Raw genomic sequence first — 21,289 nt, forward strand, 5'->3', positions numbered from 1 at the left:
CGGCCAGCGCGCCCGAGCGCGCGGCGCCCATCACCCGCATCCCCGGCGTGATGCCGGCGACGTCGCCCGCGACCTCGTCGACCACGCCGGCGAATTCCGCACCGGGCGTAAAGGGCAGGGCATCCTTGGTCTGGTAGCGGCCCTCGACCTTCAGCCCATCGACGAAGCCGATGCTCGCGGCGTGGACCCGGACGCGGATCTGTCCGGCGGCGGGTCTTGGGGTGGCGATCTCCTTCAGCCCGATCTGATCGATGGGCGCGTATTGCTCGACGACGACCGCCTTCATCCTGTCCTGCTCATTGGTTCGTTTCCTCTGGAGCCTTTTCCGTTCCGATTGAATCGGAACGGGGCTCCAGATTCTTGTGTTGACGCGTTTTCTTCACGCGAACCGGTACCCACTTCGCTCGAAAACGCTCTTGGCAAACCTATCTCATCTCCGTTGTTCTACGGGGAGGCCTTTTGCGCATGCAGCGGCGGCGTCCCATGCGGAAAGCCAGCATCTTCAACGACATCGCGAAAAGGCGGACGTTTACCCGTTGTTATCCCTACCAAATTCGGTAACGCGTCCTTAATGGCGTTAACGTTAGGGTTTTCCACGCGGCTCGCACTGGGCTGCGCGCCGTCCAGGACGGGCAGGTTGCGTACGCGTTGGAGTCTCCTATGGATATCATGACTGGCGCCGGGCTGTTGGCTGGCATCATCGTCATCGCGGTGATGATGTTCATGGGCGGCGACCTGCACATGTTCATCTCCGAACACGCCATGATCATCATCTTCGGCGGCTCGATCGCGGCGACGATGATCCGTTTTCCGCTCGGCGTGATGCTGCACGGGCTGCCGCTCGGCGCCAAGTTTGCCTTCACCATGAGCCGGCTGTCGGCCCGCGACCTCGTCGACGAGCTCGCCCGCATCGCCGAGATCGCCCGCAAGCAGGGCCCGGTCGGCCTGGAGAAGGTCGAGACCGACGAGCCGTTCCTCGCCAAGGGCATCCGCTACGTCGCCGACGGCTACGACCTCGAATTCATCCGGGACAACATGGAGCGCGACCGCGACAACTTTCTGATGCACCTCGACGAGGGCAGCAAGATCTACCGCGCGATCGGCGACTGCGCGCCGGCCTTCGGCATGATCGGCACGCTGATCGGCATGGTGCAGATGTTCGCCAACATGACCGACCCTTCCAAGCTCGGCCCGTTCATGGCGACCGCGCTGCTCGCCACGCTGTACGGCGCGCTGGTGGCCAACCTGTTCTGTCTTCCGATCGCCGACAAGCTGCATGGCAAGCTGCTCGACGAGGAGACTAACCGCACGCTGATCATCGACGGCATCCTGATGATCCGCGACTCCAAGAGCCCGGCGCTGGTGCGCGAGATGCTGCTGGCCTATCTGCCGGAGAAGCATCGCAACGAGGAGGGGGAGCCGGTTCCGGCCTGACGGCCCCGACTGGCGCTCCCGGGACAGCAGCGATGGCCAAGAAAAAGCGCGGCGACGCCCATACCGGAGGTCACGGCTGGTTCGTGACCTTCGCCGACCTGATGGGCCTGATGATGAGCTTCTTCGTGATGCTCGTCGCGTTCTCCACCATGGACAACAACAAGCTGAAGATCGTCGCCGGCTCGATGCGCGACGCCTTCGGCGTGCAGACCAATGTGCGCTATTCCGGCATCGTCGAGTCGGATGGCCTGCCGACCCGGCCGAAGCTCAAGAATGTCGAGCACATCTCGCCGGAGGAATCCTCCGCCAATCCGACGCCGGACGAAAAGGAGCGCAGCCAGATCAACGGCGCGCGGCTGAAGATCGACCGCGAATTCGCGCTGGCCTCCGCTTCGCTGCGCCAAGCGCTGCAGGACATGCCGGAGCTGACCGAGATTTCCAAGAACATCATGTTCGAGGAGACCAAGGAGGGGCTCAACCTCGAGATCGTCGACCAGGACGGCCGCTCGATGTTCGCCGACGGCTCCAGGGAGCCCTATGAGCGCACCCGCCGGCTGATCCAGAAGCTCGCCGCGCCGCTGAAGGCGACGCCGCTGCGGATCGCGATCGTGGGGCATACAGCCGCAGGCTTCGTGCCGGCGCGCAGCGATTACGACGCCTTCGACCTGTCCGCGGACCGCGCTAATGCGGTGCGGCAGATCCTGGAGCGGGAAGGGCTGCCGCCGTCCCACATCTTCGCGGTTTCCGGCAAGGCCGACGGCCAGCCGCTGTTTCCCGACGATCCGACGCTGCCGGCGAACCGTCGCGTGACCATCACGTTGATGCGGGAAAATCCGCCATTGCCGCCGGACCTGAAGCCGTAGCTCCGGGTTACCCTGCTACCGTCGCTGGCCGTGCTGCTTGGTTGACAGGCGGGGCGGAAGCGTCGATAGCCGCGCGGATCAAAATCAACCGATCGAGCGTTCCAACCTCGCCATGGCTGTCAGCGTCTCATCCACCGAAGCCCAGGAGACCCAAGGCACGGGGCAGGGCAAGGGCCAAGGCACCTCCGGCTTCTGGGCCCTGACACTGGGCAGCATCGGGGTGGTGTTCGGCGATATCGGAACTTCGCCGCTCTACGCATTCCGCGAGGCGGTCGGCGGCGCTGCGCACGGCCAGCCGGTGACCCGCATCATGGTGCTGGGCGTGCTCAGCCTGATCCTGTGGGCGCTGTTCACCGTCGTCACCGCCAAATACGTGCTGCTGCTGCTGCGCGCCGATAATAACGGCGAGGGCGGCACGCTCTCGCTGATGGCGCTCGGCCAGCGCGCGATCGGACGGCGCAGCTGGCCGCTGCTCGCGCTCGGCGTGGTCGGCGCCTCGATGTTCATCGGCGATTCCATGATCACGCCAGCGATCTCGGTGCTGTCAGCGGTCGAAGGCCTCAAGCTCGCCACGCCGCATCTCGAGCACTATGTGGTGCCGCTGACGATCCTGATCCTCGTGCTGCTGTTCTCGGTGCAGCGCACCGGCACAGCGCGCGTCGCCTCCGCCTTCGGGCCGGTGATGGTGGTGTGGTTCGCCTCGCTCGCGGTGATGGGCGTGGTCCACATCATGGACGATCCGTCGGTGCTGGCGGCGATCAATCCCTATTACGCAATCCAGTTCCTGCTGACCCATGGCACCGTCGGCCTGGTGACCCTGGGCGCGGTGTTCCTCGCGGTGACCGGCGGCGAGGCGCTGTATGCCGATCTCGGGCATTTCGGCCGCAAGCCGATCCAGTCCGGCTGGCTGTTCTTCGTGCTGCCCTCGCTGCTGCTGAATTATTTCGGGCAGGGCGCGCTGGTGCTGTCCGATCCGGCCGCGATCGAGAACTCGTTCTATCGCATGGTGCCGGAGGTGCTGCTGCTGCCGCTGATCGGGCTCGCCACCGCTGCGACCGTGATCGCGAGCCAGGCCGTGATCACCGGCGCCTATTCGCTGATCAGCCAGGCGGTGCAGCTTGGGCTCTTGCCGCGCTTCGAGGTCCGCTACACCTCGGAGACCCATGCCGGCCAGATCTATCTGCCCCGGGTCAACCGGCTGCTGCTGATCGGCGTGCTGCTGCTGGTGCTGCTGTTCCGCACCTCGAGTGGGCTCGCCTCGGCCTACGGCATCGCCGTCTCCACCACCATGGTCGCCGACGGCATCATGGGCTTCATCGTGATCTGGAAACTGTGGAACTGGCGCGTGGCGTCGGCCGCCGCATTGATCCTGCCGTTCGTGATCGTCGACATGACCTTCTTCAGCGCCAATCTCTTGAAGCTGTTCGAGGGCGCATGGGTGCCGCTGCTGTTCGGCGTCGTGATGGCGACGATGATCTGGACCTGGCGTCGCGGTGCTGCGATCCTGATCGCCAAGACCCGCCGCATCGAGGTGCCGCTGCGTGACCTGATCCACAGCCTGGAGAAGCGGCCGCCGCATATCGTCAAGGGCACCGCGGTGTTCCTGACCAGCGATCCCAGCTTCGTGCCGACCGCGCTCTTACACAATCTCAAGCACAACAAGGTGCTGCACGAGCACAATGTGATCCTGACCATCGAGACCGCACCGACACCGCGCGTCGACCTGTCGGAACGCGTCACCATGGAGAAGGTCAGCGACAAGTTCACCGCGGTGCGGCTGCGCTTCGGCTACATGGAATCGCCGAACGTGCCGAAGGCGCTCGCGGTCGCGCGCAAGCTCGGCTGGCAGTTCGACATCATGTCGACCTCGTTCTTCGTGTCGCGACGGTCGCTGAAGCCGTCCGCCCAGTCCGGGATGCCGCAGTGGCAGGATCACCTGTTCATCGCGATGAGCCGGTCCGCCAACGACGCCACCGACTATTTCCAGATCCCGACCGGCCGGGTGGTTGAAGTGGGTACCCAGGTAACTATTTGATGTGGCAACGGATTCGACAGTTGAAAAGCCGTGATCTATGCGTGATATGCATGGCGGAGGCCTGAATCCGGGCTAACCTATGCATTCCTGCCGGGAGTATAGGCCTGCGACCCGGCATTGTGCAGTGCGGCAGAAGACAGAGGCGCAGCTTCCCATGTCATCCGAGAGTGCGATCACCGCGGCGGAAACGCCCGCGGCAAACGGCCATGGCGAGGCGCATTCAACCGCCACCTTCAAGGCGCTGATGCTCGGCAGCATCGGTGTCGTCTATGGCGACATCGGTACCAGCCCGCTGTATGCGCTGCGCGAAGCCGTCGTCGCGGCTGCCGGCGGCGAGGGCGCCGTGACGGCGCATGCGGTGCTCGGCGTGCTCTCGCTGATCCTGTGGGCGCTGATCGTCGTCGTGACGCTGAAATATGTCGTGATCCTGCTGCGCGCCGACAACAATGGCGAGGGCGGGACGCTGGCGCTGATGGCGCTGGCGCAGCGCGCGGCCACCAAGGGCGCGGCCGCGATCGTGCTGCTCGGCATCATCAGCGGCGCGCTGTTCTATGGCGATGCCGTCATCACCCCGGCGCTCTCCGTGCTGTCCGCGATCGAAGGCATCAAGCTCGTCACCGCCACCTTCGACCCCTACGTCGTCCCGCTCACGGTGGTGATCCTGGTCGTCCTGTTCTCAGTGCAGTCGCGCGGCACCGCGCGCGTCGCGGCCTTCTTCGGCCCGGTGATGTGCGTGTGGTTCGCCGTGATCGCGATCGCGGCGCTGCCGCAGATCGTGCGGCACCCCGAGGTGCTGTACGCGTTCAACCCGATCCTTGCGGTGTCGTTCATGCTGCATCACGGCGTGATCGGCTTCATCACGCTCGGTGCGGTCTTCCTCGCGGTGACCGGCGCGGAGGCGCTCTATGCCGACCTCGGTCACTTCGGCAAACGCCCGATCCAGACCGCGTGGCTGTTCATCGTGCTGCCGTCGCTGGCGTTGAACTATCTCGGGCAGGGCGCGCTTCTGATCGGCGATCCCAAGGGCATCGAGAACCCGTTCTTCCTGATGTTTCCGGACTGGGCGCTGATCCCGATGGTCGCGCTTGCGACCATGGCGACCGTGATCGCGAGCCAGGCCGTCATCACCGGCGCCTACTCGCTGACCCGGCAGGCCATCCAGCTCGGCCTGATGCCGCGGTTCGAAATCCGCCACACGTCGGAGGCGCATTCCGGCCAGATCTACATGCCGCGCATCAACCGGTTGCTGTTCATCGCGGTCATCGTGCTGGTGCTGATGTTCCGCTCGTCGAGCGCGCTGGCGTCGGCCTACGGTATCTCCGTGACCGGCACCATGGTGGTGACGGCGATGATGGGCTTTGTGGTGATCTGGAAGGTCTGGCGCTGGTCGCCGATCGCCGCCGCCGCGCTGGTTGCGCCGTTCCTGTTCCTGGACATCACGTTCCTGGCCGCCAACCTGCTCAAGGTGTTCGAGGGCGGCTGGGTGCCGCTTGCGCTCGGCGGGGCCATGATCGTGGTGATGTACACTTGGCGGCGCGGCAGCCGGCTGTTGTTCGAGAAGTCACGCAAGCTGGAATTCCCGCTCGCCGATCTCGTCGCGATGCTGGAGAAGCGGCCGCCGCAGCGCGTCTCCGGGACAGCGGTGTTCCTGACCAGCGATCCTGTCAGTGCGCCGACCGCGCTGATGCATAGCCTCAAGCACTACAAGGTGCTGCACGAGAAGAACGTCATCCTCACCATCGAGACCGCGCCGACGCCGCGCATCGATCCGTCCGAGCGGGTGCGGATGGAGCAGCTGACCGAGACCTTCTCCAAGGTGACGCTGAAGTTCGGCTTCATGGAGCAGCCGAACGTGCCGAAGACGCTGGCGATCGCCCGCAAGCTCGGCTGGCAGTTCGACATCATGTCGACCTCGTTCTTCCTGTCCCGCCGTGCGCTGAAGCCGGCGGTACACTCGGGCATGCCGAGCTGGCAGGACCATCTGTTCATCGCGCTGAGCCGCTCTTCGAACGATGCCACCGACTATTTCCAGATCCCGACCGGGCGGGTGGTCGAGGTCGGCACGCAAGTCACGATCTAGGGGCCACGATCCAGCGTTTCCGCGCGGCATCTAACCCGTTTCGGGTGCTTGATTTTCTCCGCGCGAGAGGCGACTTTGCGGCCCGGACCGGCGAGCCGCGCGACGCTCGCCCAAGCTGATGTCGGGAGGATATTTCCGTGGCGGACCACAAGGTGGAAGATTTGTTCCCGGACGAGGTGTCGAAGGGCATGGCGGAAGGCCGTTATCTCCTCGTCGACGTCCGCGAGCCCAATGAGGTCGCCGTCGAGGCCTATCCCGATGGCGTCGTGGTGCCGCTGTCGACGTTCGATCCCGCGGCAATTCCCGATCCGCAGGGCAAGCAGGTGGTGTTCGCCTGCCGCTCCGGCAAGCGCTCGGTGACGGCCTCGCTGGCGGCCCAGGCCGCGGGCCTGCCCTACGACAAGCATTTGGCGGGCGGCATCATCGGCTGGAAGGCGGCGGGACTGCCCACCAAGACCGGCGGCTGATCCCTGACATGACCTCCATGAACAAGGTCTTCGCGGACCTTCCCGTCACCATCTTCGAGGCGATGTCGCAGGCGGCGCGCGACAACAACGCCATCAATCTCGGCCAAGGCTTTCCCGACGATCCCGGACCGGAGGACATCCGCCGCGCCGCCGCGGACGCCTCCATCAACGGCTACAACCAGTATCCGTCGATGATGGGCATTCCGGAACTCCGTCAGGCGATCGCATCGCATTACGGCCATTGGCACAGGCTCAAGCTCGATCCGATGACCGAGGTGATGGTCACCTCCGGCGGCACCGAGGCGCTGACCTCCTCGATCCTGTCCGTGGTCGAGCCGGGCGACGAGGTGGTGTGCTTCCAGCCGGTCTATGATTCCTATCTGCCGATCATCCGCCAGGCCGGCGGCATTCCGCGGCTGTTGCGGCTCGAGCCGCCGGAGTGGCGCTTGAACGAGGAGATGCTGCGCAGCGTCTTCAACCACAAGACCAAGGCGGTGCTGTTCAACAATCCGCTCAACCCGGCGGCGGTGGTCTATCCGCGCGAGGACCTCGAACTGCTGGCGCGGTACTGCCAGGAGTTCGACGTGGTCGCGATCTGCGACGAGGTCTGGGAGCACGTCGTGTTCGACGGCCGCGAGCACATCCCGCTGATCACGATCCCGGGCATGCGCGACCGCACCATCAAGGTCGGCAGCGCCGGCAAGATCTTCTCGCTGACCGGATGGAAGATCGGCTTCGTCTGCGCCGCGCCGCCACTGCTGCGCGTCGCTGCCAAAGTGCACCAGTTCCTCACCTTCACGACGGCGCCCAATCTGCAGGCGGCGGTGGCGTACGGCCTCAACAAGCCGGACGATTATTTCTTCGACATGCGCAAGGACATGGCGCGCAGCCGCGACCGCCTCACCAAGGGGCTCGAGAGCATCGGCTTTCCGGTGCTGAAGTCGCAGGGGACTTACTTCCTGACCGTCGATCTGTCGCCGCTTGGTCTGAATGAGACCGACGCGGAGTTCTGCTGGCGAATTGTGCAGGATTACAAGGTTGCGGCTATTCCAGTGTCGGCGTTTTACGAGCAGGATGCGGTGACGTCGGTGGTGCGTTTCTGTTTCGCCAAGAAGGACTCGACGCTCGACACCGCGCTGGAGCGGCTGTCCGACGCCGTGCATCGTCGCAAGAGGTAGACCAGAATGCAGAAGCAGAGCCGTCGTCTCGTCAGCTTTGTCGGTGCGATCGCCACGGTTCTGTTGTTTGCTGCCTCCGCCAGCGCGGAGGAGCGCACGGTCAACTTCTACAACTGGTCGAACTACATGGCGCCGGGAGTCCTCGAGGACTTCACCAAGGAAACCGGCATCAAGGTCGTCTACGACACGTTCGACGCCAACGAGACGCTGGAAACGCGGCTGCTTGCCGGCAAGTCGGGCTACGACGTCGTGGTGCCGACCGGCTATTTCCTGCAACGTCAGATCACCGCGAAGGTGTTCCTCAAGCTCGACAAGTCGAAGCTGCCGAACCTCGCCAATGCGTGGCCGGTGGTGAACGGTCAGCTCGCGACCTACGACCCCGGCAACAATTACGGCGCCAACTACATGTGGGGCACCACCGGCGTCGGCTACAACGTCAAGATGGCGGAGAAGATTCTCGGGCCCGACGCCAGGATCGACAGCTGGGACATGGTGTTCAAGCCGGAGAACCTCGCCAAGTTCAAGGATTGCGGCATCCACATGCTGGATTCCGCCGACGACATCCTGCCGGCGGCGCTGAGCTATCTCGGCCTGGACCCGAACTCGACCAAGCAGGCTGACCTCGAGAAGGCCGCCGATCTCGTCATCAAGATCCGGCCCTATGTGCGCAAATTCCATTCATCCGAATATCTCAGCGCGCTGGCCTCGGGTGAGATCTGCTTCGTGGTCGGGTGGTCGGGCGACATCATGCAGGCGCGCAGCCGCGCGGCGGAAGCCAAGTCCGGCGTCGAGATCGGCTACACGATCCCGAAGGAGGGCGCGCAGATGTTCTTCGACAATCTCGCGATTCCGGCGGACGCGAAGAACGTCGCGGAAGCCTACGAGCTGATCAACTACCTCTACCGTCCTGACGTTGCAGCGAAGAACTCGAACTTCCTGTCCTATGCCAACGGCAATCTGGCGAGCCAGAAGCTGATCGATTCGAAGATCTTCAACGACAAGAACATCTATCCCGACGAGGCGATGCAGAAGAAGCTGTTCGTGATCACGGCGCGCGATCCGGCGACGCAGCGGATCATCAACCGGCTGTGGACGCGGGTGAAGACCGGGAAGTGACATTCTCGTCGCAGTAGCGTGCCGTCATTGCGAGGAGCGTCAGCGACGAAGCAATCCATAGTTCCGCAAGTGGCGAGATGGATTGCTTCGCTTCGCTCGCTTGACGAATGACAGTCTCCGCCTACCGCCAGCGCCGGTGTAGCCAGAGCCACTGATCCGGATATTCGCGGACCCAGCCCTCGACGATGTCGGTGATCGCCTGCATCGTGCCCTGGATATCGATCTGGCCAGATGCGTCGAACGCCGGCTTCACTTCCTCGGTGACCTCGCCGCGGAAGCGGCCGTCGGGCAGGCGGATGATCCGGGTACCGTGGATCGGGCAGTCGATCTGCCGGCGCAGGCGCGCCAGCAGCGGGTTCGCGGTGGTCTTGCGGCCGAAGAAGGTGACCGGAACGCCGTTGGTCAAATACTGGTCGACCAGCATCGCGACGTGCTGACCGTTCTTCAGCGCCTGCGCCAGCTTGAGGGGCGCGTCGCGGCCGGCCGGGACCAGCGTGCCCAGATTGACTGCGCGGATGCGTTCGATGGCGCGGTCGGCAGCTTCGATGTTCGGCCGCCGGAACAGAATCGTAGCATCGAGCCCATGTGCCGCCGCGGCAATCGGAGAGAGCTCCCAATTGCCGAGATGTGCGGCAAAGAACAGGGCCGGCTTGCCGTCGTCACGCAACTGGTCGAACAGCTGCTTGCTGCGCGCCGAGAATTCGACGCGGCCCGGCCTGTCGGGATTCCGGGGATCGTGGTCCCAGATGCGGTCGATGTGCGCGAATTCGGCGCCGATGCGTCCGAGGTTGTGCCAGACGCCGGTCAGGATCTCTTCGATCTCCTGCGGTGACTTTTCCGGGAAGGCCGCCGTGAGGTTCTCGCGGCCGATGCGGTCCTCGCGCAGCCGGCGGCCGATGAAATGCGCGGCGCGGCCGAAGAACCGTGCGGTCTTCTCCGGATCGAAATAGCGCGTGGTGCGCAGCAGGCCGATGGTCAGCCCGCCGATCGCCGCATCGGTCACAGGCTTTGCGGCATCACGTAGATGCGCGCGGGCGCGAAGGAGCAGGCGTTTCATCTGATGAGGCGAGGGCGCTAGGCCGGCTCGCGCGTCAGGATCAGCGAAGCGTTCTGCCCGCCGAACCCGAACGAGTTCGACATCACGGCGGTCACCTTGGCGTCGCGCGCCTTGTTGCCGACCACATCGAACGGGATCGCGGGATCGGGCACCTCGTAGTTGATGGTCGGCGGAATCCGCTGATGCTCGAGCGTGAGCAGCGAAAAGATCGCCTCGACCGCACCAGCTGCCGAGATGGTGTGGCCGACCATCGATTTGTTCGACGACACCGGAATGTTTTTGGTGTGTTCGCCGAACACCGCCGCGGTCGCAAGATATTCCATCTTGTCGTTTTCCGGCGTCGAGGTGCCGTGCGCGTTGATGTGGTCGATTTGCTCGGGCTCCATGCCCGCGTCAGCAAGTGTCTTGCGCACGCAGCCGATCGCCGGCTTACCGTCCGGGGCAGAGCGGGTGCGGTGGAAGGAGTCGGTGAGCTCGCCGCAGCCGGCGACGACGCCCAGGATGCGCGCGCCGCGCGCCATCGCAGCGTCGAAGCTCTCGAGCACCAGTGCGCCGGCGCCTTCGGCCATCACGAAGCCGTCGCGGTTCTTCGAGAACGGCTTCGAGGCGCCCTGGGGCGGATCGTTCTGGGTGGAGAGAGCCGAGAGCAGCGAGAAGCGCACCAGGGCTTCGGGATTGACCGAGCCGTCGGTCGCGACGCACAGCGTTGCATCGGTTTCGCCGCGGCGGATCGCCTCGACGCCGAGCTGGATCGCGGTTGCGCCGGACGCGCAAGCCGTCGAGAGCGAAATCGGCGACCCCTTGGTGCCGAAGGTCTCGGCGAGGTTGAGCGCGACCGAACCGAAAGTGAAGCGCCGGTGGAAGTGGGCGAACTTGCCGCCGCTGCAGGTCGCCAGATAGTCGATGATGCCAAAGTCCTTGGTCGGGACCTCGCGGGCCACTTCGAGCCGCTGCGGCCACTCGGTCTCGATCGGCGCGACCGCCAGAAACAGCGGGCCGGGGAAGTCGCCCTTGCTGCCGATGCCGGACTGCTCCAGCGCTTCTTCGGTCGCGATCTCCGCCAGTCGCTGCGACAGGCTGGTCGAGGAGAACGGGTCGACGGTGACGAAATCGACGGCGCCGGCCATCGTCGTCTTTAGGCTGTCGAGCGGGAAGCGCGTCACGGTCTTGATGCCGGACTCGCCCGCGCTGAGGCGCTTCCAATTGTCGGTCTTGCCGCCGCCGAGCGACGTCACGATTCCCATGCCGGTCACGACGACGATCGGTCGGCCGAATTTATCGCGTGGTGCTGTCATGGTGTCCCCGTCGGTGCTTGCGCCGAATTACTTGACGGCCTCGACCAGTGCCATGCCTTCGCCCTGCCAGTGGCCGACCCCCAACACGACAATCTGGGTTGGCGCTTCGGTCTTTTCAACCTCCAGCCCGGTCGGGTCGTTGGCCGGATAGAGCGCGCCGCGGGAAATCGACAACGCGGCCAGCGCGAGCCCGAGCGGGAACTGCGCCTCCATGGTGTGCCCAAAGGTCGTTCCGGTGGCGCGCACGGCAAGGCCGGGATGCTGCCCGAGGAATTCGCGCTCCTCGGCGGTCGCAGGCTCGGCGCCGGTCGCGCCCGTGATCAGCATCGCGTTGTCGTTGCTGACCCCGAGCTGCGGCCACATCGCCTGCAGCGACTTCGTCACTGCGCCGGGCTGCTTGCGCTTGGCAAGATCGGCGACCACCTTGGTCAGCTTGGCGTACGGTTTGGCGCCGCGCGCCTCGGCGTGCTCGCGCGATTCCATCACCAGAAATACGCCGGCAGAGCCGATGGCGAAGCCCGGGTTGTTTCGGCGGGCCCAGACCGAGGCGTATTGATCCTTGAGGGCGAAGTCGCCGAACGAATAGAGCATCAAGAGGTCGCCGCGATCGCCATTATGGGCCGCGCCGACCAGCGCGATGTCGCTCTGTCCGGCCCCGATGCGTGCGACGGCGATCCGCGCAGCGTCGATGCTCGAGGCTTCCTCGCCCATGAAGGTGCGCGACGTCCCGCATACGCCGTGAACGATCGCGATGTTGCCGGCAAGCAGGTTGGAGAGCTGCGCCAGGAACAGCGTCGGGCGCAGCTCGTTCATCAGCTTTTCGTTGAGGGCGGCAGGCGGCAGCTTGCCCTGCGCATCGGCATTCATGATCGCCAGGTCGACATTGAGGTCACGCTCGCCGCCACCGGCTGCGATGATCATGTCCATCCGCGACAGGATTTCCTGATTGCCTTTGACGCCGGCGGAATCAAGCGCCAGCCCGGCGGCGTAGGTGCCGATCCGCTGCCACGTCTCCATCTGACGCTGATCGCCCTTCTTCGGGATCTGCGCGTCGAAGCTGACGGGGGCGATCGGATGGATCACGTACGGCGCGAGACGCTTCTCGTCGGCATTGACGCGCTTGGCGCCGAGCGCCTCCCAATGCGCATCCAGCCCCTCGCCGAGCGAGGAGAGCAGGCCGACGCCGGTGATCCAGACTTCCTTCTCAGCCATGACTCATTGCCTGCAGCGGAAACCCGATCTTGTTGGCGAGCGCATCCATGTGCACACGCAAGTCCGGGCTGGGGAAGGGGATATGACGGAAGGTCAGCTCGGCATTGCACTTGAGCTCCTTGCCGACGCGGACCTTCGCCGAGGTCACGGTGAAGCCTGAACCTTCGTGTTCGATCTTGGCTTCGATCGTCAGTGTCGAGCCGGGGCTGACGAAGCCACGCATCTTGGCTTCCTTGACCATGGCGAGGAAAGGCATGCGCTCGAACTTGGTCAGACCGAGGATCAGCCAGCCCGAGCTCTGGGCCATTGCTTCGGTGAGCAACACGCCGGGCATGATCGGGTAGCCCGGGAAGTGCCCCGTGAACACAGAGTGGCTGTCCGGCGGGACATCCGCCTCGACGACAATCGTCTTTGCGTCGAGGTTGAGGTCGACAATCCGATCGATCAGCTGAAAAGTTTCAAGCTGCATGATGGGCGATTACGAGGCTGAGCCCGTGCCCGCGTTTTTGGCCGCAACCAGCTCGTCGATGCGGTCGGCGAGATTCTGCAACACGAAGTACTGCTCCGTCGTGGCCTTGCCGTCGTTGACCTCCTGGGTCCACTTCTCAAGCGGCATCTTGATCCCGAAGGCCTTGTCGATGGCAAAGGCGATGTCGAGGAAGTCGAGGCTGTCGATTCCCAGATCGTCGATCGCGTGGCTCTCCGGCTTGATCGTATCGCGCGGGATGTCGCAGGTCTCCGCGATAATGTTGGCGATCTGCTCGAATGTGGAGGACATCATTAAGCCTTTGATATATTGAAGGTAATTCCGGGTCGGCTCGGAGGAGGCGGGCGCGGTGCCCCGGATTGCCTGATTGCTGCTGCCGGAGTCGTGTGCCCGTATATCGGAGCAGGGCCGTTAGTTCAATGGAGCTTGGCCGGCCCGGCGAGGACGGTTTTTGGGTACGGTTCCGGCCTGCCTAAGTGCGTGGCATCACCGTAATCTTCGCGCAATCCCGGCGTCCCATCAGCACGCAATCCTGGGTCTTGCGCAAATCGGCGATGCTCATGGCGAGCCAGATACCAATCGCGGTGAGCGCCACGGTGAAGGCGAAGGCGGCGATGTTGGCGAGCATGCGCTGGCGGAAATCGTCCGGCTCCTCGCGCGGCTTCTCATAGCGGGAGAGGTCGTTGGCGACGGAAACAGGAGCGACGGAAGTCGGGCGGGTCGATCGGACCGGCTCCTCGCGCTTGCCGGGCGGCTGCGCCGAGGTACGCGGCCGGAATTTCAGCACCACGTGCTCGTCATCCGAGGAAATTGGCCGCTGCGTCTTCACTGTTGTCAGTCCGGTCGCGTCGCCGCTAATGTTTAGCATGTTCGCTGCGCTTCACACCTAAAATCTTGATGCGCGCAGAGGTGGTATTTATCCTTCGATGGTCTCGTGGAACCGACTGTAGTCGATCCGCAGACGGCCGTCGTCGGTCGCCTGCAGGATCTCGGCATAGCGATGGCCGAAGCGGACGTCGGAATGTTCGTACGATTTTCGCGCATGCACGGTTTGCGCTGCAACGTCGTCATAGCCTGACACGAAGAGGCCGAGCCCGGCATTGACGGCTTCCAGCTCCGCGGCGTCGAGGCCGTAGAGCGGGATGTCCTGGTCGATCACATGAAACAGGGTCCAGCTTAGCGCGAGCGCCGGGCCTTCACTGCGCAGGAGCGGCAGTTCGTAGAACCGGCGGTATGGCATGCCTTCCTTGCTGACGCCGTTCTTGAACAGCCACAGCCGCGCGGTGGCATTGGCGATGATGTTGTGCCGCTCGTTGGCCAGGCGGATCATCAACGTGAGCTGGCCCTCATGGTCCGAGATCACGGGATTGTCGGCGAACAGCAGGCGCGCGCTCGGCCGCGAGAAGCGGGCGAAGATCAGCCCGGTCATCAGCGACATCGAGAAGATGCCGGTGAAGAGTTCGATGGTGGCGATGAAGTGCCCGTAATGCGTCTGCGGGTGCATGTCGCCATAGCCCGCGGTCGAAAGTGTCTCGATGCTGAAATAGAGGTAGTCGATGTATTGGCCGTCAGGCACGTTGGCGATCGGATGATCGCCAAGCCAATACATCAAGGCGAAGACGGCGTTGAAGGTGATGAACACCAATGCTGCACCGCCAATAAAGGCGGGCCAGGATGCCGTCATGCAGCGATGGCTGATGTCTGCCCAGAAACTGAGCTCCAACCCTTCGGTCACGACCTCGCGGTTGCCGAAACGGATCGTGCGCGCCTTCACGCGTTCGCTTGCTCTCAGTGCCATCCCGCCGAACCGGCTCTTCCGCCTGCCTGTGACATCATGTCATAATGGAACCCATTCCGGAGTGCCGGTCAAACGGGAGTACAAAGCATGGCCCATACGCGCGAGCCCTACGTCAAACCGGTCCCGATCATGTCGCTGCGACCGACCCAGATGACGGTCGGCATGCACGAGGTGAAGGAGAAGCGGAAGCGCTGGCGCGAGCATGCTTCAAGCAAGAAGCGCGCGGAGCTGTTGGGCAAGCACATGATCCCGGTGGTCCATGGACCGGACGATCGCTACTACGTGGTCGACCATCATCACATGGCGCGGGCGCTGCACGAGGAGGGCGTCAAGGACATCCTGGTCACCGTGATCGGCGATCTCACGATGGTCGAACGTGACGTGTTCTGGGGCGTGATGGACAACAAGCGCTGGGTCTATCCCTATAATGCAAAGGGCGAGCGCTGCCATTTCAGGGACATTCCGAGATCGATCAAGGATCTCAAGGACGATCCGTTCCGCAGTCTCGCCGGCGAGATGCGCCGGGCCGGCGGCTTTGCCAAGGACACGACGCCGTTCAGCGAATTCCTGTGGGCCGACTTCCTGCGCCGCCACATCCCGCGCAAGACCGTGGAGAACAATTTCGCCAAGGCGCTGGAGAAGGGCTTGGCGCTGGGCCGCGGCAAGGACGCGGTCTATCTGCCCGGCTGGTGCGGGCCAGCATCTGACGACTGACCGGGCACGGCCTCCGGTCTGTGCGGGTCCTCCTTACCGCCGAGCGCGTGGTGCAGCCAGCGCTCGGTCCGCTTGCCGAAGGTCAGCAGCAGGAATGCCAGCACGAGCGCGGTGATGACGATCGGCCAGTGTCCGGCGCCGCAGACGATCCCGACGCAGGCGGCGAAGAACGCGCAAGCCGCGCTGGTCAGCCCGCGGACCTGAAAGCGGTCGCCCTGGCGAACGATCACGCCGGCGCCGAGAAAACCGATGCCGGTCAGCACGCCCTGGATCACGCGGCTCACGGCATCGGTGAACTGTCCGGGCCCAACCGCCTGCAAGGCCAGCAGCACCACCGCGGCCGTCGAGAGGCTGACGAGGCCCAGCGTCTTCAGCCCGATCGGCTTGCCGCGCAGGTCGCGGTCGAGCCCGATCGCGCTGCCGGCAAGAGTGGCTGCGCCGAGACGCAGGATGATCTCGCTCCAGTCTACCAAGGCGTCCTCTATTTCGGCTGCCGGCCGAGCATGTAGAACTCGGCGTTCGGCCGCATGCCGGTGACGTTCGCAAGCCGGTTCGAAAGCGCGAAGAAGGCCGCGACCGCGGCGATGTCCCAGACGTCGTCGTCGCTGAAGCCGTGGGCGGCGAGCGCCGCAAAGTCCGCCTCCGAGACTTCCTCGGCCGCGCGGCTGACCTTCATGGCGAAGTCGAGCATCGCGCGCTGCCGCGGCGTGATGTCGGCCTTGCGGTAGTTGATCGCGATCTGGTCGGCGATCTCAGGGTTCTTGGCGCGGATGCGCAGGATCGCGCCATGGGCGATCACGCAATACTGGCACTCGTTGGCGGCGCTGGTCGCCACCACGATCATCTCGCGTTCGGCCTTGGAGAGGCCGGAGTCCTTTTCCATCAGCGCGTCGTGATAGGCAAAGAACGCGCGAAACTCGTCGGGGCGGTAGGCCAGAGTGAGGAATACGTTCGGCACGAAGCCGGACTTCTCCTGCACCGCCAGGATGCGGTTGCGGATATCCTCGGGGAGCTTGTCGAGAGCGGGCGTCGGAAAGCGTTTTGCGGTCGGCTGCGTCATGAGATGGTTCCGGCGTGCCGCGGGGACGCGGCGTCACGCGAAACCATAGTGGATGACGGCTTGGGCGCAAGGCGCATCGGCGCCCTGCCAGAATGACGTCAGCGCAGCGGCTTCTTCAGGAGCGAGAAGCGGTCCGGATCGAGGCCCAGTGACGGCTGCAGCATCGGCGCCTCGGCGGGCGCTACCGTGCGCGGCGGTGCGGGAGGGTTGAAGTTGGCGTCGCTCTGCGTGTCGCGATGCGAGGTGGCGCCGCGCCAGCGCTCCAGCACGGCGCTGACGAAATGCATGTCATGGCCGGCGGTGACCGACGGCACCGTTGCGATGGTGGCTTCGCCGCGCGGCAGCTGGTGCGGCGGCACCTCCTTGAAGCGCAGTCGGGTCGGCAGCGCCACGCCTTCGCCGAACGCCAGCACTTCGCGGGTGCCGAGCGACGGCACGAACGACAGCAAATTGGCGGCGGCATCCGACACTGCGGAGCGCAGCAGCGCCTGGTCGCGGTCGTTGGCGAGGCGCATCGTGAACAGCGTGTTGCACTGGGAGATGATGGTCGCGTCGAGCTCGGCCGGACGCTGGGTGATCAGGCCGAGATAGACGCCGTATTTGCGCCCTTCCTTGGCGATGCGCGACACCGCCTTGCGGGTCGGCCCGAAGCCGATGTTGCGGTCCGCGGAGGCGTAGCGGTGCGCTTCCTCGCAGACGAACAGCATCGGCGAGACGCCGTCGCTCCACAGCCCGAAATCGAACGCCATGCGGCACAGCACCGACACCACGGAATCAACGACTTCGGCCGGGAAGCCCGCGAGCTGCATGATGGTCATCGGCTTGCCGTTGGCGGGCAGGCGGAACAGATGGCTGATCACCTCGGCCATGGTATCGCCGCCGACATTGGCATTGTCGAACATGAAGGCGTAGCGCGGATCGTTGCGGACCGCGTCGATGCGCGAGATCAGCTTGTGATAGATGATGCGCGAGGAGCGGTTCTCGAGCTTGCCCATGCGCTCGTCGATCAGCGAGATCAGGTCGACGAGGCGGTAGGGCACCGGCGTATCGATGGTGTAGCCGACCTGCTTGGGGTCGACCCGCTTCAGCCCGAGACCGACCCGGTCGGAGTTCTGGTACTGGGTGTAGATGCCCTTCGCCATCGGTATCACTTCGGCGAGGATCTCGAGCTCTTCGGGCACGCCAGGCCGGCCGCCGAACAGCACGTCGACGATCTCTTCGAAGTTGAACAGCCAGAACGGCAGCTTCAGGTTTCGCGGGTTGAGCACCTGCGCGCGCTCGCCGAAGCAGCGGCCGTATTCGTTGTGCACGTCGAGCAGGAAGATGCGCAGGTTCGGCCGCGACTTCAGGATCTCGTTGAGCAGCAGCGACACGCCGGTGGATTTGCCGACGCCGGTCGAGCCGAGCACCGCGAAGTGCTTGGACAGCATTTCCTCGACGTCGACATAGGCGATAACCGAACGGTCCTGCTGCAGCGTGCCGACATTGATCTGGTCCGAGCCGCTCGGCGCATAGACCGTGCGCAGCTCCTGGTTGGTGATCAGATCGGTGCTGTCGCCGATGGTCGGATAGTGGGTGACACCGCGCTGGAATTTCGGGCGGTCGCCGCCGAGGATTTCGCCGAGCAGGTCGACCGAGGCGGTCGCCATGTATTCGTCGGACGCCGCCAGGTTCTCGCACGACACTTCGGTGATCATGGCGACGATGACCGAGCTCGCGCAGCGGATACTGACGAACCGGCCAACGGTCGCGCGCATTTCTGAAAGCTGTATCTGGCCGCCCGTCAGCAGCCCAACCCGGGCCTGCGAGCCGCGCACAGAGATCACACGTCCAAAGGATGTCACAGTTCCAGCCTGGCTCGTTCGCAAAATCTAAATGTCCGGACCAATATGCGCGCCCGGGTTTGGAAAAACCGTTAAATCGCCGAGGTTGCGCATCGGCTAAATCTACACCTTCCCGGTGACGATTTGTTTCTATCGTGCAGCGAGATTGCGCTCGGTCGCGCCCATCGGCGGCGAAATCGTCGCTTTCCGGCACAGCCGGGTTTGTTTCGCGGTTTTTCCGTTAAGGCGGGATTCACCATCTTCGAGGAGTGCATCGGCAGCTCCGTAGGCTTACGGAGGTTTCGGCGCGATGTGTTACGCCCTGTCTCCAGGTATCGTGTAACCGATTGCTAACTGCGAGTTGTAACGACCTTTCCATCAGTGCTGCGTAACGATGCCGCGCCCGGGAGAGATCAGCGTGCGCATCGAACACCGCAATTCATCGTCAGGAAATGCCGACGCCGGCTCGACCAAGGGGCTGGCGTTCTGTGCCGGCCTGCTCGCCGGCAGCCTGTTCGGAAGCGTGACCGCGCAGTGGAGCGAGCGCGAAGGCTTGTTGATGGCGGCCTTCGCCATCATGGCCGTGATCGTCTTCCTGTTGCTGAAGCGGCATGAAATCTCCGACGCGCGGCTCGCCACCGAACGCCGCAATCTCATGACCGCCGTGGACAACATTCCGCAGGGGCTCGTGCTCTACGATGCGTCGGCGCGCATCATCATCTGCAATCGTCCCTACATCGAGATGTTCGGGCTCTCGCCCGATGTGGCGAAGCCCGGCTGCACCATGCAGCGGCTGATCGCGCACCGGCAGGAGACCGGCTCGTTCGATGGCGACGTCGACGAATTCTGCGATGCTATTATCCGCAATGTGAAGCTCGGCCGCGGGACGCGTCAGCTGACCGAGGCGCCGGGCGGGCGCGCGATCGAGATCGTCAACAAGCCGCTCCCGGAGGGCGGATGGGTGGCGACCATCGAGGACATCACCGAGCGGACGCGCACCGAGAACAAGATCGCGCATATGGCGCACTATGATGCGCTCACCGATCTGCCCAACCGCCTGCTGTTCCGTCAGCGCCTCGAGCAGGCCCTGAAGACGATCGGACCCGACGAACAGATCGCGGTCATGTATATCGACATCGACGAGTTCAAGAGCGTCAACGACGCGCTCGGCCACCAGATCGGCGACGAGCTGCTGAGGGCCATCGCCGAACGCCTGCGCTCCTGCGTCGGGGGGACGGATGTGGCAGCGCGGCTTGGCGGCGACGAGTTTGCCGTGATCCAGACCGCGGTCCGCGATCAGACCGAGACCATGCAGCTGCTGGCCGCGATCTATCAGACCATCCGCCAGCCGATCGATTGCAGCGGGCACCTGATCACGACCGACGCCAGCATCGGCATCGCGGTCGCGCCCGCCGACGGGCTCGACCTCGATCAATTGCTGCGCAACGCGGACCTCGCGCTCTATGGCGCGAAGAGCGATGGCCGCCGCACCTACCGGTTCTTCGAAGCCGGCATGGATGCGCGCGCCAAGGCGCGGCGCAGCCTCGAACTGGAATTGCGCCAGGCCATCGCCGACGGCAGCTTCGAGCTGCACTATCAGCCGCTGCTCCATCTCGAGGACGGCCGGGTCAGCTGCTGCGAGGCGCTGGTGCGCTGGCGGCATCCCGAACGCGGCACCATCTCGCCGGCAGATTTCATCCCGGTCGCCGAGGATACCGGCCTGATCAACGATCTCGGGCACTGGGTGCTCAACACCGCGTGCCGGGAAGCCGTGAACTGGCCGGATCACATCAACGTCGCGGTCAACGTGTCCCCGATCCAGTTCAAGAGCCAGACGCTGGCGCTGAACGTCGCCGCCGCGCTCGCGGCGTCGGGGCTCGCGCCTTCGCGGCTCGAGCTCGAGATCACCGAAGCCGTGCTGATCCGTGACGACGAGGCCGCGCTCGATATCCTACATCAGTTGCGCGAGCTCGGCGTCCGGATCGCGCTCGACGATTTCGGCACCGGCTATTCGTCGCTGAGCTACCTGCAGCGCTTCCCGTTCGACAAGATCAAGATCGATCGCGCCTTCATCAAGGATCTCGCGGGGACCGGCGCGTCGTCCACCATCGTCCAGGCCGTCGTGAACATTGCTGCCGCAAGCGACATGACCACGACCGCCGAAGGCGTCGAGACCGAGCAGCAGCGCAACCTGCTCCGCACCCTCGGCTGCACCGAGATGCAGGGCTTTCTGTTCAGCCGGCCGGTGCCGGATGTAGAAATCCGCAAACTGCTGTCGTTGCATCGCGAGAGGGCCGTCTCGGTCGCCTGACCGCCGGCCCCGGCCGCTTTCAATATGTGATTTCAGCCACGGAATGCCGCGCGAGCGCCGGCCATCTTGTTGATACGCAACAAGAGGGCTCCGCCATGTACATTCTCGTGAATGCGCTCCTCGTTCTGGCAATCGCGTTCTTCTTCTTCCTGCCGATGACCGATCGTCGCACCGCGCGGATGAAGCTTTGCATGGTGTGCGCGCTCGCCGTTGCGCTGACGGTGTCGGCGACCCTATCCCGGCCGCACGGTCCGGCACCGGTGATGGTGTCGAAGGGCTAGGCGCGGATGCTGGCCTCGACGGCTGCCGCAATTTCCGGGATCAACATTTTGTTGACGGGACCTAATCCTTTGTACACT

21 protein-coding genes are annotated in these 21,289 nt (G+C 64.4%); 10 read left to right on the forward strand and 11 right to left on the reverse strand.

What is annotated here, in order from left to right; all coding sequences use genetic code 11:
- Positions 1-286, reverse strand: a 286-nt coding sequence (locus tag H8B02_RS25080; protein ID WP_229168732.1) for an alcohol dehydrogenase catalytic domain-containing protein, incomplete at its 3' end; no start/stop codon positions are given.
- Positions 287-660: 374 nt separating this feature from the next.
- Between H8B02_RS25080 and H8B02_RS25085 the strand changes: the two genes are divergently transcribed.
- From H8B02_RS25085 to H8B02_RS25115, 7 genes are all read left to right on the forward strand, one after another.
- Positions 661-1,434: a motility protein A gene (locus H8B02_RS25085; protein ID WP_029078588.1), complete on the forward strand. Its 774-nt coding sequence runs from the start codon at positions 661-663 to the stop codon at positions 1,432-1,434.
- 32 nt (positions 1,435-1,466) lie between these two features.
- Positions 1,467-2,297 carry an OmpA/MotB family protein gene (locus H8B02_RS25090; RefSeq protein WP_097672457.1) on the forward strand — a complete coding sequence of 277 codons (831 nt, stop codon included), beginning with the start codon at positions 1,467-1,469 and terminating at the stop codon, positions 2,295-2,297.
- Positions 2,298-2,409: 112 nt separating this feature from the next.
- On the forward strand, positions 2,410-4,332 hold the full coding sequence (locus H8B02_RS25095; RefSeq protein WP_229168733.1) for a potassium transporter Kup: 1,923 nt from the start codon (positions 2,410-2,412) through the stop codon (positions 4,330-4,332).
- 154 nt (positions 4,333-4,486) lie between these two features.
- Positions 4,487-6,412, forward strand: a complete 1,926-nt coding sequence (locus H8B02_RS25100) for a potassium transporter Kup (RefSeq protein WP_229168734.1) — start codon at positions 4,487-4,489, stop codon at positions 6,410-6,412.
- A 137-nt stretch (positions 6,413-6,549) separates the two neighbouring features.
- Positions 6,550-6,879, forward strand: a complete 330-nt coding sequence (locus H8B02_RS25105; RefSeq protein WP_376711710.1) for a rhodanese-like domain-containing protein — start codon at positions 6,550-6,552, stop codon at positions 6,877-6,879.
- An 8-nt stretch (positions 6,880-6,887) separates the two neighbouring features.
- A complete protein-coding gene (locus H8B02_RS25110; protein WP_229168735.1) occupies positions 6,888-8,057 on the forward strand; it encodes an aminotransferase in 1,170 nt (389 codons plus the stop codon).
- Between the two features lie 6 nt (positions 8,058-8,063).
- Positions 8,064-9,173: a polyamine ABC transporter substrate-binding protein gene (locus tag H8B02_RS25115; RefSeq protein ID WP_229168736.1), complete on the forward strand. Its 1,110-nt coding sequence runs from the start codon at positions 8,064-8,066 to the stop codon at positions 9,171-9,173.
- Between the two features lie 121 nt (positions 9,174-9,294).
- Here H8B02_RS25115 and H8B02_RS25120 read toward each other — a convergent pair whose 3' ends face one another.
- The 7 genes from H8B02_RS25120 to H8B02_RS25150 all read right to left on the reverse strand — a co-directional run bounded on the left by H8B02_RS25120 (position 9,295) and on the right by H8B02_RS25150 (position 15,022).
- Positions 9,295-10,230: a lipid A biosynthesis lauroyl acyltransferase gene (locus H8B02_RS25120; RefSeq protein ID WP_229168737.1), complete on the reverse strand. Its 936-nt coding sequence runs from the start codon at positions 10,228-10,230 to the stop codon at positions 9,295-9,297.
- Between the two features lie 17 nt (positions 10,231-10,247).
- Positions 10,248-11,525, reverse strand: a complete 1,278-nt coding sequence (locus H8B02_RS25125; RefSeq protein ID WP_229168738.1) for a beta-ketoacyl-ACP synthase — start codon at positions 11,523-11,525, stop codon at positions 10,248-10,250.
- Positions 11,526-11,552: 27 nt separating this feature from the next.
- On the reverse strand, positions 11,553-12,737 hold the full coding sequence (locus tag H8B02_RS25130; RefSeq protein WP_212315123.1) for a beta-ketoacyl-ACP synthase: 1,185 nt from the start codon (positions 12,735-12,737) through the stop codon (positions 11,553-11,555).
- The gene (locus H8B02_RS25135; protein WP_229168739.1) at positions 12,730-13,206 is read right to left on the reverse strand and encodes a 3-hydroxyacyl-ACP dehydratase FabZ family protein; all 477 of its coding nucleotides are present in this window, start codon (positions 13,204-13,206) and stop codon (positions 12,730-12,732) included. Before H8B02_RS25135 ends, H8B02_RS25130 begins: the two co-directional genes overlap by 8 nt.
- 9 nt (positions 13,207-13,215) lie before the next feature.
- Positions 13,216-13,515 carry an acyl carrier protein gene (locus tag H8B02_RS25140; protein ID WP_021081038.1) on the reverse strand — a complete coding sequence of 100 codons (300 nt, stop codon included), beginning with the start codon at positions 13,513-13,515 and terminating at the stop codon, positions 13,216-13,218.
- 181 nt (positions 13,516-13,696) lie between these two features.
- Complete coding sequence (locus tag H8B02_RS25145; RefSeq protein WP_229168751.1) at positions 13,697-14,053, reverse strand: hypothetical protein; 357 nt, start codon at positions 14,051-14,053, stop codon at positions 13,697-13,699.
- A gap of 87 nt (positions 14,054-14,140) precedes the next feature.
- On the reverse strand, positions 14,141-15,022 hold the full coding sequence (locus tag H8B02_RS25150) for an ion channel (protein WP_229168740.1): 882 nt from the start codon (positions 15,020-15,022) through the stop codon (positions 14,141-14,143).
- Positions 15,023-15,109: 87 nt separating this feature from the next.
- Between H8B02_RS25150 and H8B02_RS25155 the strand changes: the two genes are divergently transcribed.
- Complete coding sequence (locus H8B02_RS25155) at positions 15,110-15,736, forward strand: ParB-like protein (protein WP_229168741.1); 627 nt, start codon at positions 15,110-15,112, stop codon at positions 15,734-15,736.
- Here H8B02_RS25155 and H8B02_RS25160 read toward each other — a convergent pair.
- The 3 genes from H8B02_RS25160 to H8B02_RS25170 form a co-directional block, all read right to left on the reverse strand.
- Positions 15,697-16,209, reverse strand: a complete 513-nt coding sequence (locus H8B02_RS25160; RefSeq protein WP_229168742.1) for an MgtC/SapB family protein — start codon at positions 16,207-16,209, stop codon at positions 15,697-15,699. The two genes, H8B02_RS25155 and H8B02_RS25160, sit on opposite strands and share 40 nt — an antisense overlap.
- A gap of 8 nt (positions 16,210-16,217) precedes the next feature.
- Entirely contained in the window at positions 16,218-16,796 is a 579-nt protein-coding gene (locus tag H8B02_RS25165; RefSeq protein ID WP_229168743.1) for a peroxidase-related enzyme, read from the reverse strand.
- 98 nt (positions 16,797-16,894) lie between these two features.
- On the reverse strand, positions 16,895-18,640 hold the full coding sequence (locus tag H8B02_RS25170; protein WP_229168744.1) for an ATP-binding protein: 1,746 nt from the start codon (positions 18,638-18,640) through the stop codon (positions 16,895-16,897).
- A 397-nt stretch (positions 18,641-19,037) separates the two neighbouring features.
- Here H8B02_RS25170 and H8B02_RS25175 point away from each other — a divergent pair, with 397 nt between their 5' ends.
- Both H8B02_RS25175 and H8B02_RS25180 read left to right on the forward strand, forming a co-directional pair.
- Positions 19,038-20,930 carry a putative bifunctional diguanylate cyclase/phosphodiesterase gene (locus tag H8B02_RS25175; RefSeq protein ID WP_376711711.1) on the forward strand — a complete coding sequence of 631 codons (1,893 nt, stop codon included), beginning with the start codon at positions 19,038-19,040 and terminating at the stop codon, positions 20,928-20,930.
- Positions 20,931-21,025: 95 nt separating this feature from the next.
- Complete coding sequence (locus H8B02_RS25180) at positions 21,026-21,211, forward strand: hypothetical protein (RefSeq protein ID WP_212315109.1); 186 nt, start codon at positions 21,026-21,028, stop codon at positions 21,209-21,211.
- Positions 21,212-21,289 lie beyond the last annotated feature (78 nt).

Origin of the sequence: Bradyrhizobium altum (assembly GCF_020889705.1) — a bacterium.
Taxonomy (GTDB): domain Bacteria; phylum Pseudomonadota; class Alphaproteobacteria; order Rhizobiales; family Xanthobacteraceae; genus Bradyrhizobium; species Bradyrhizobium altum.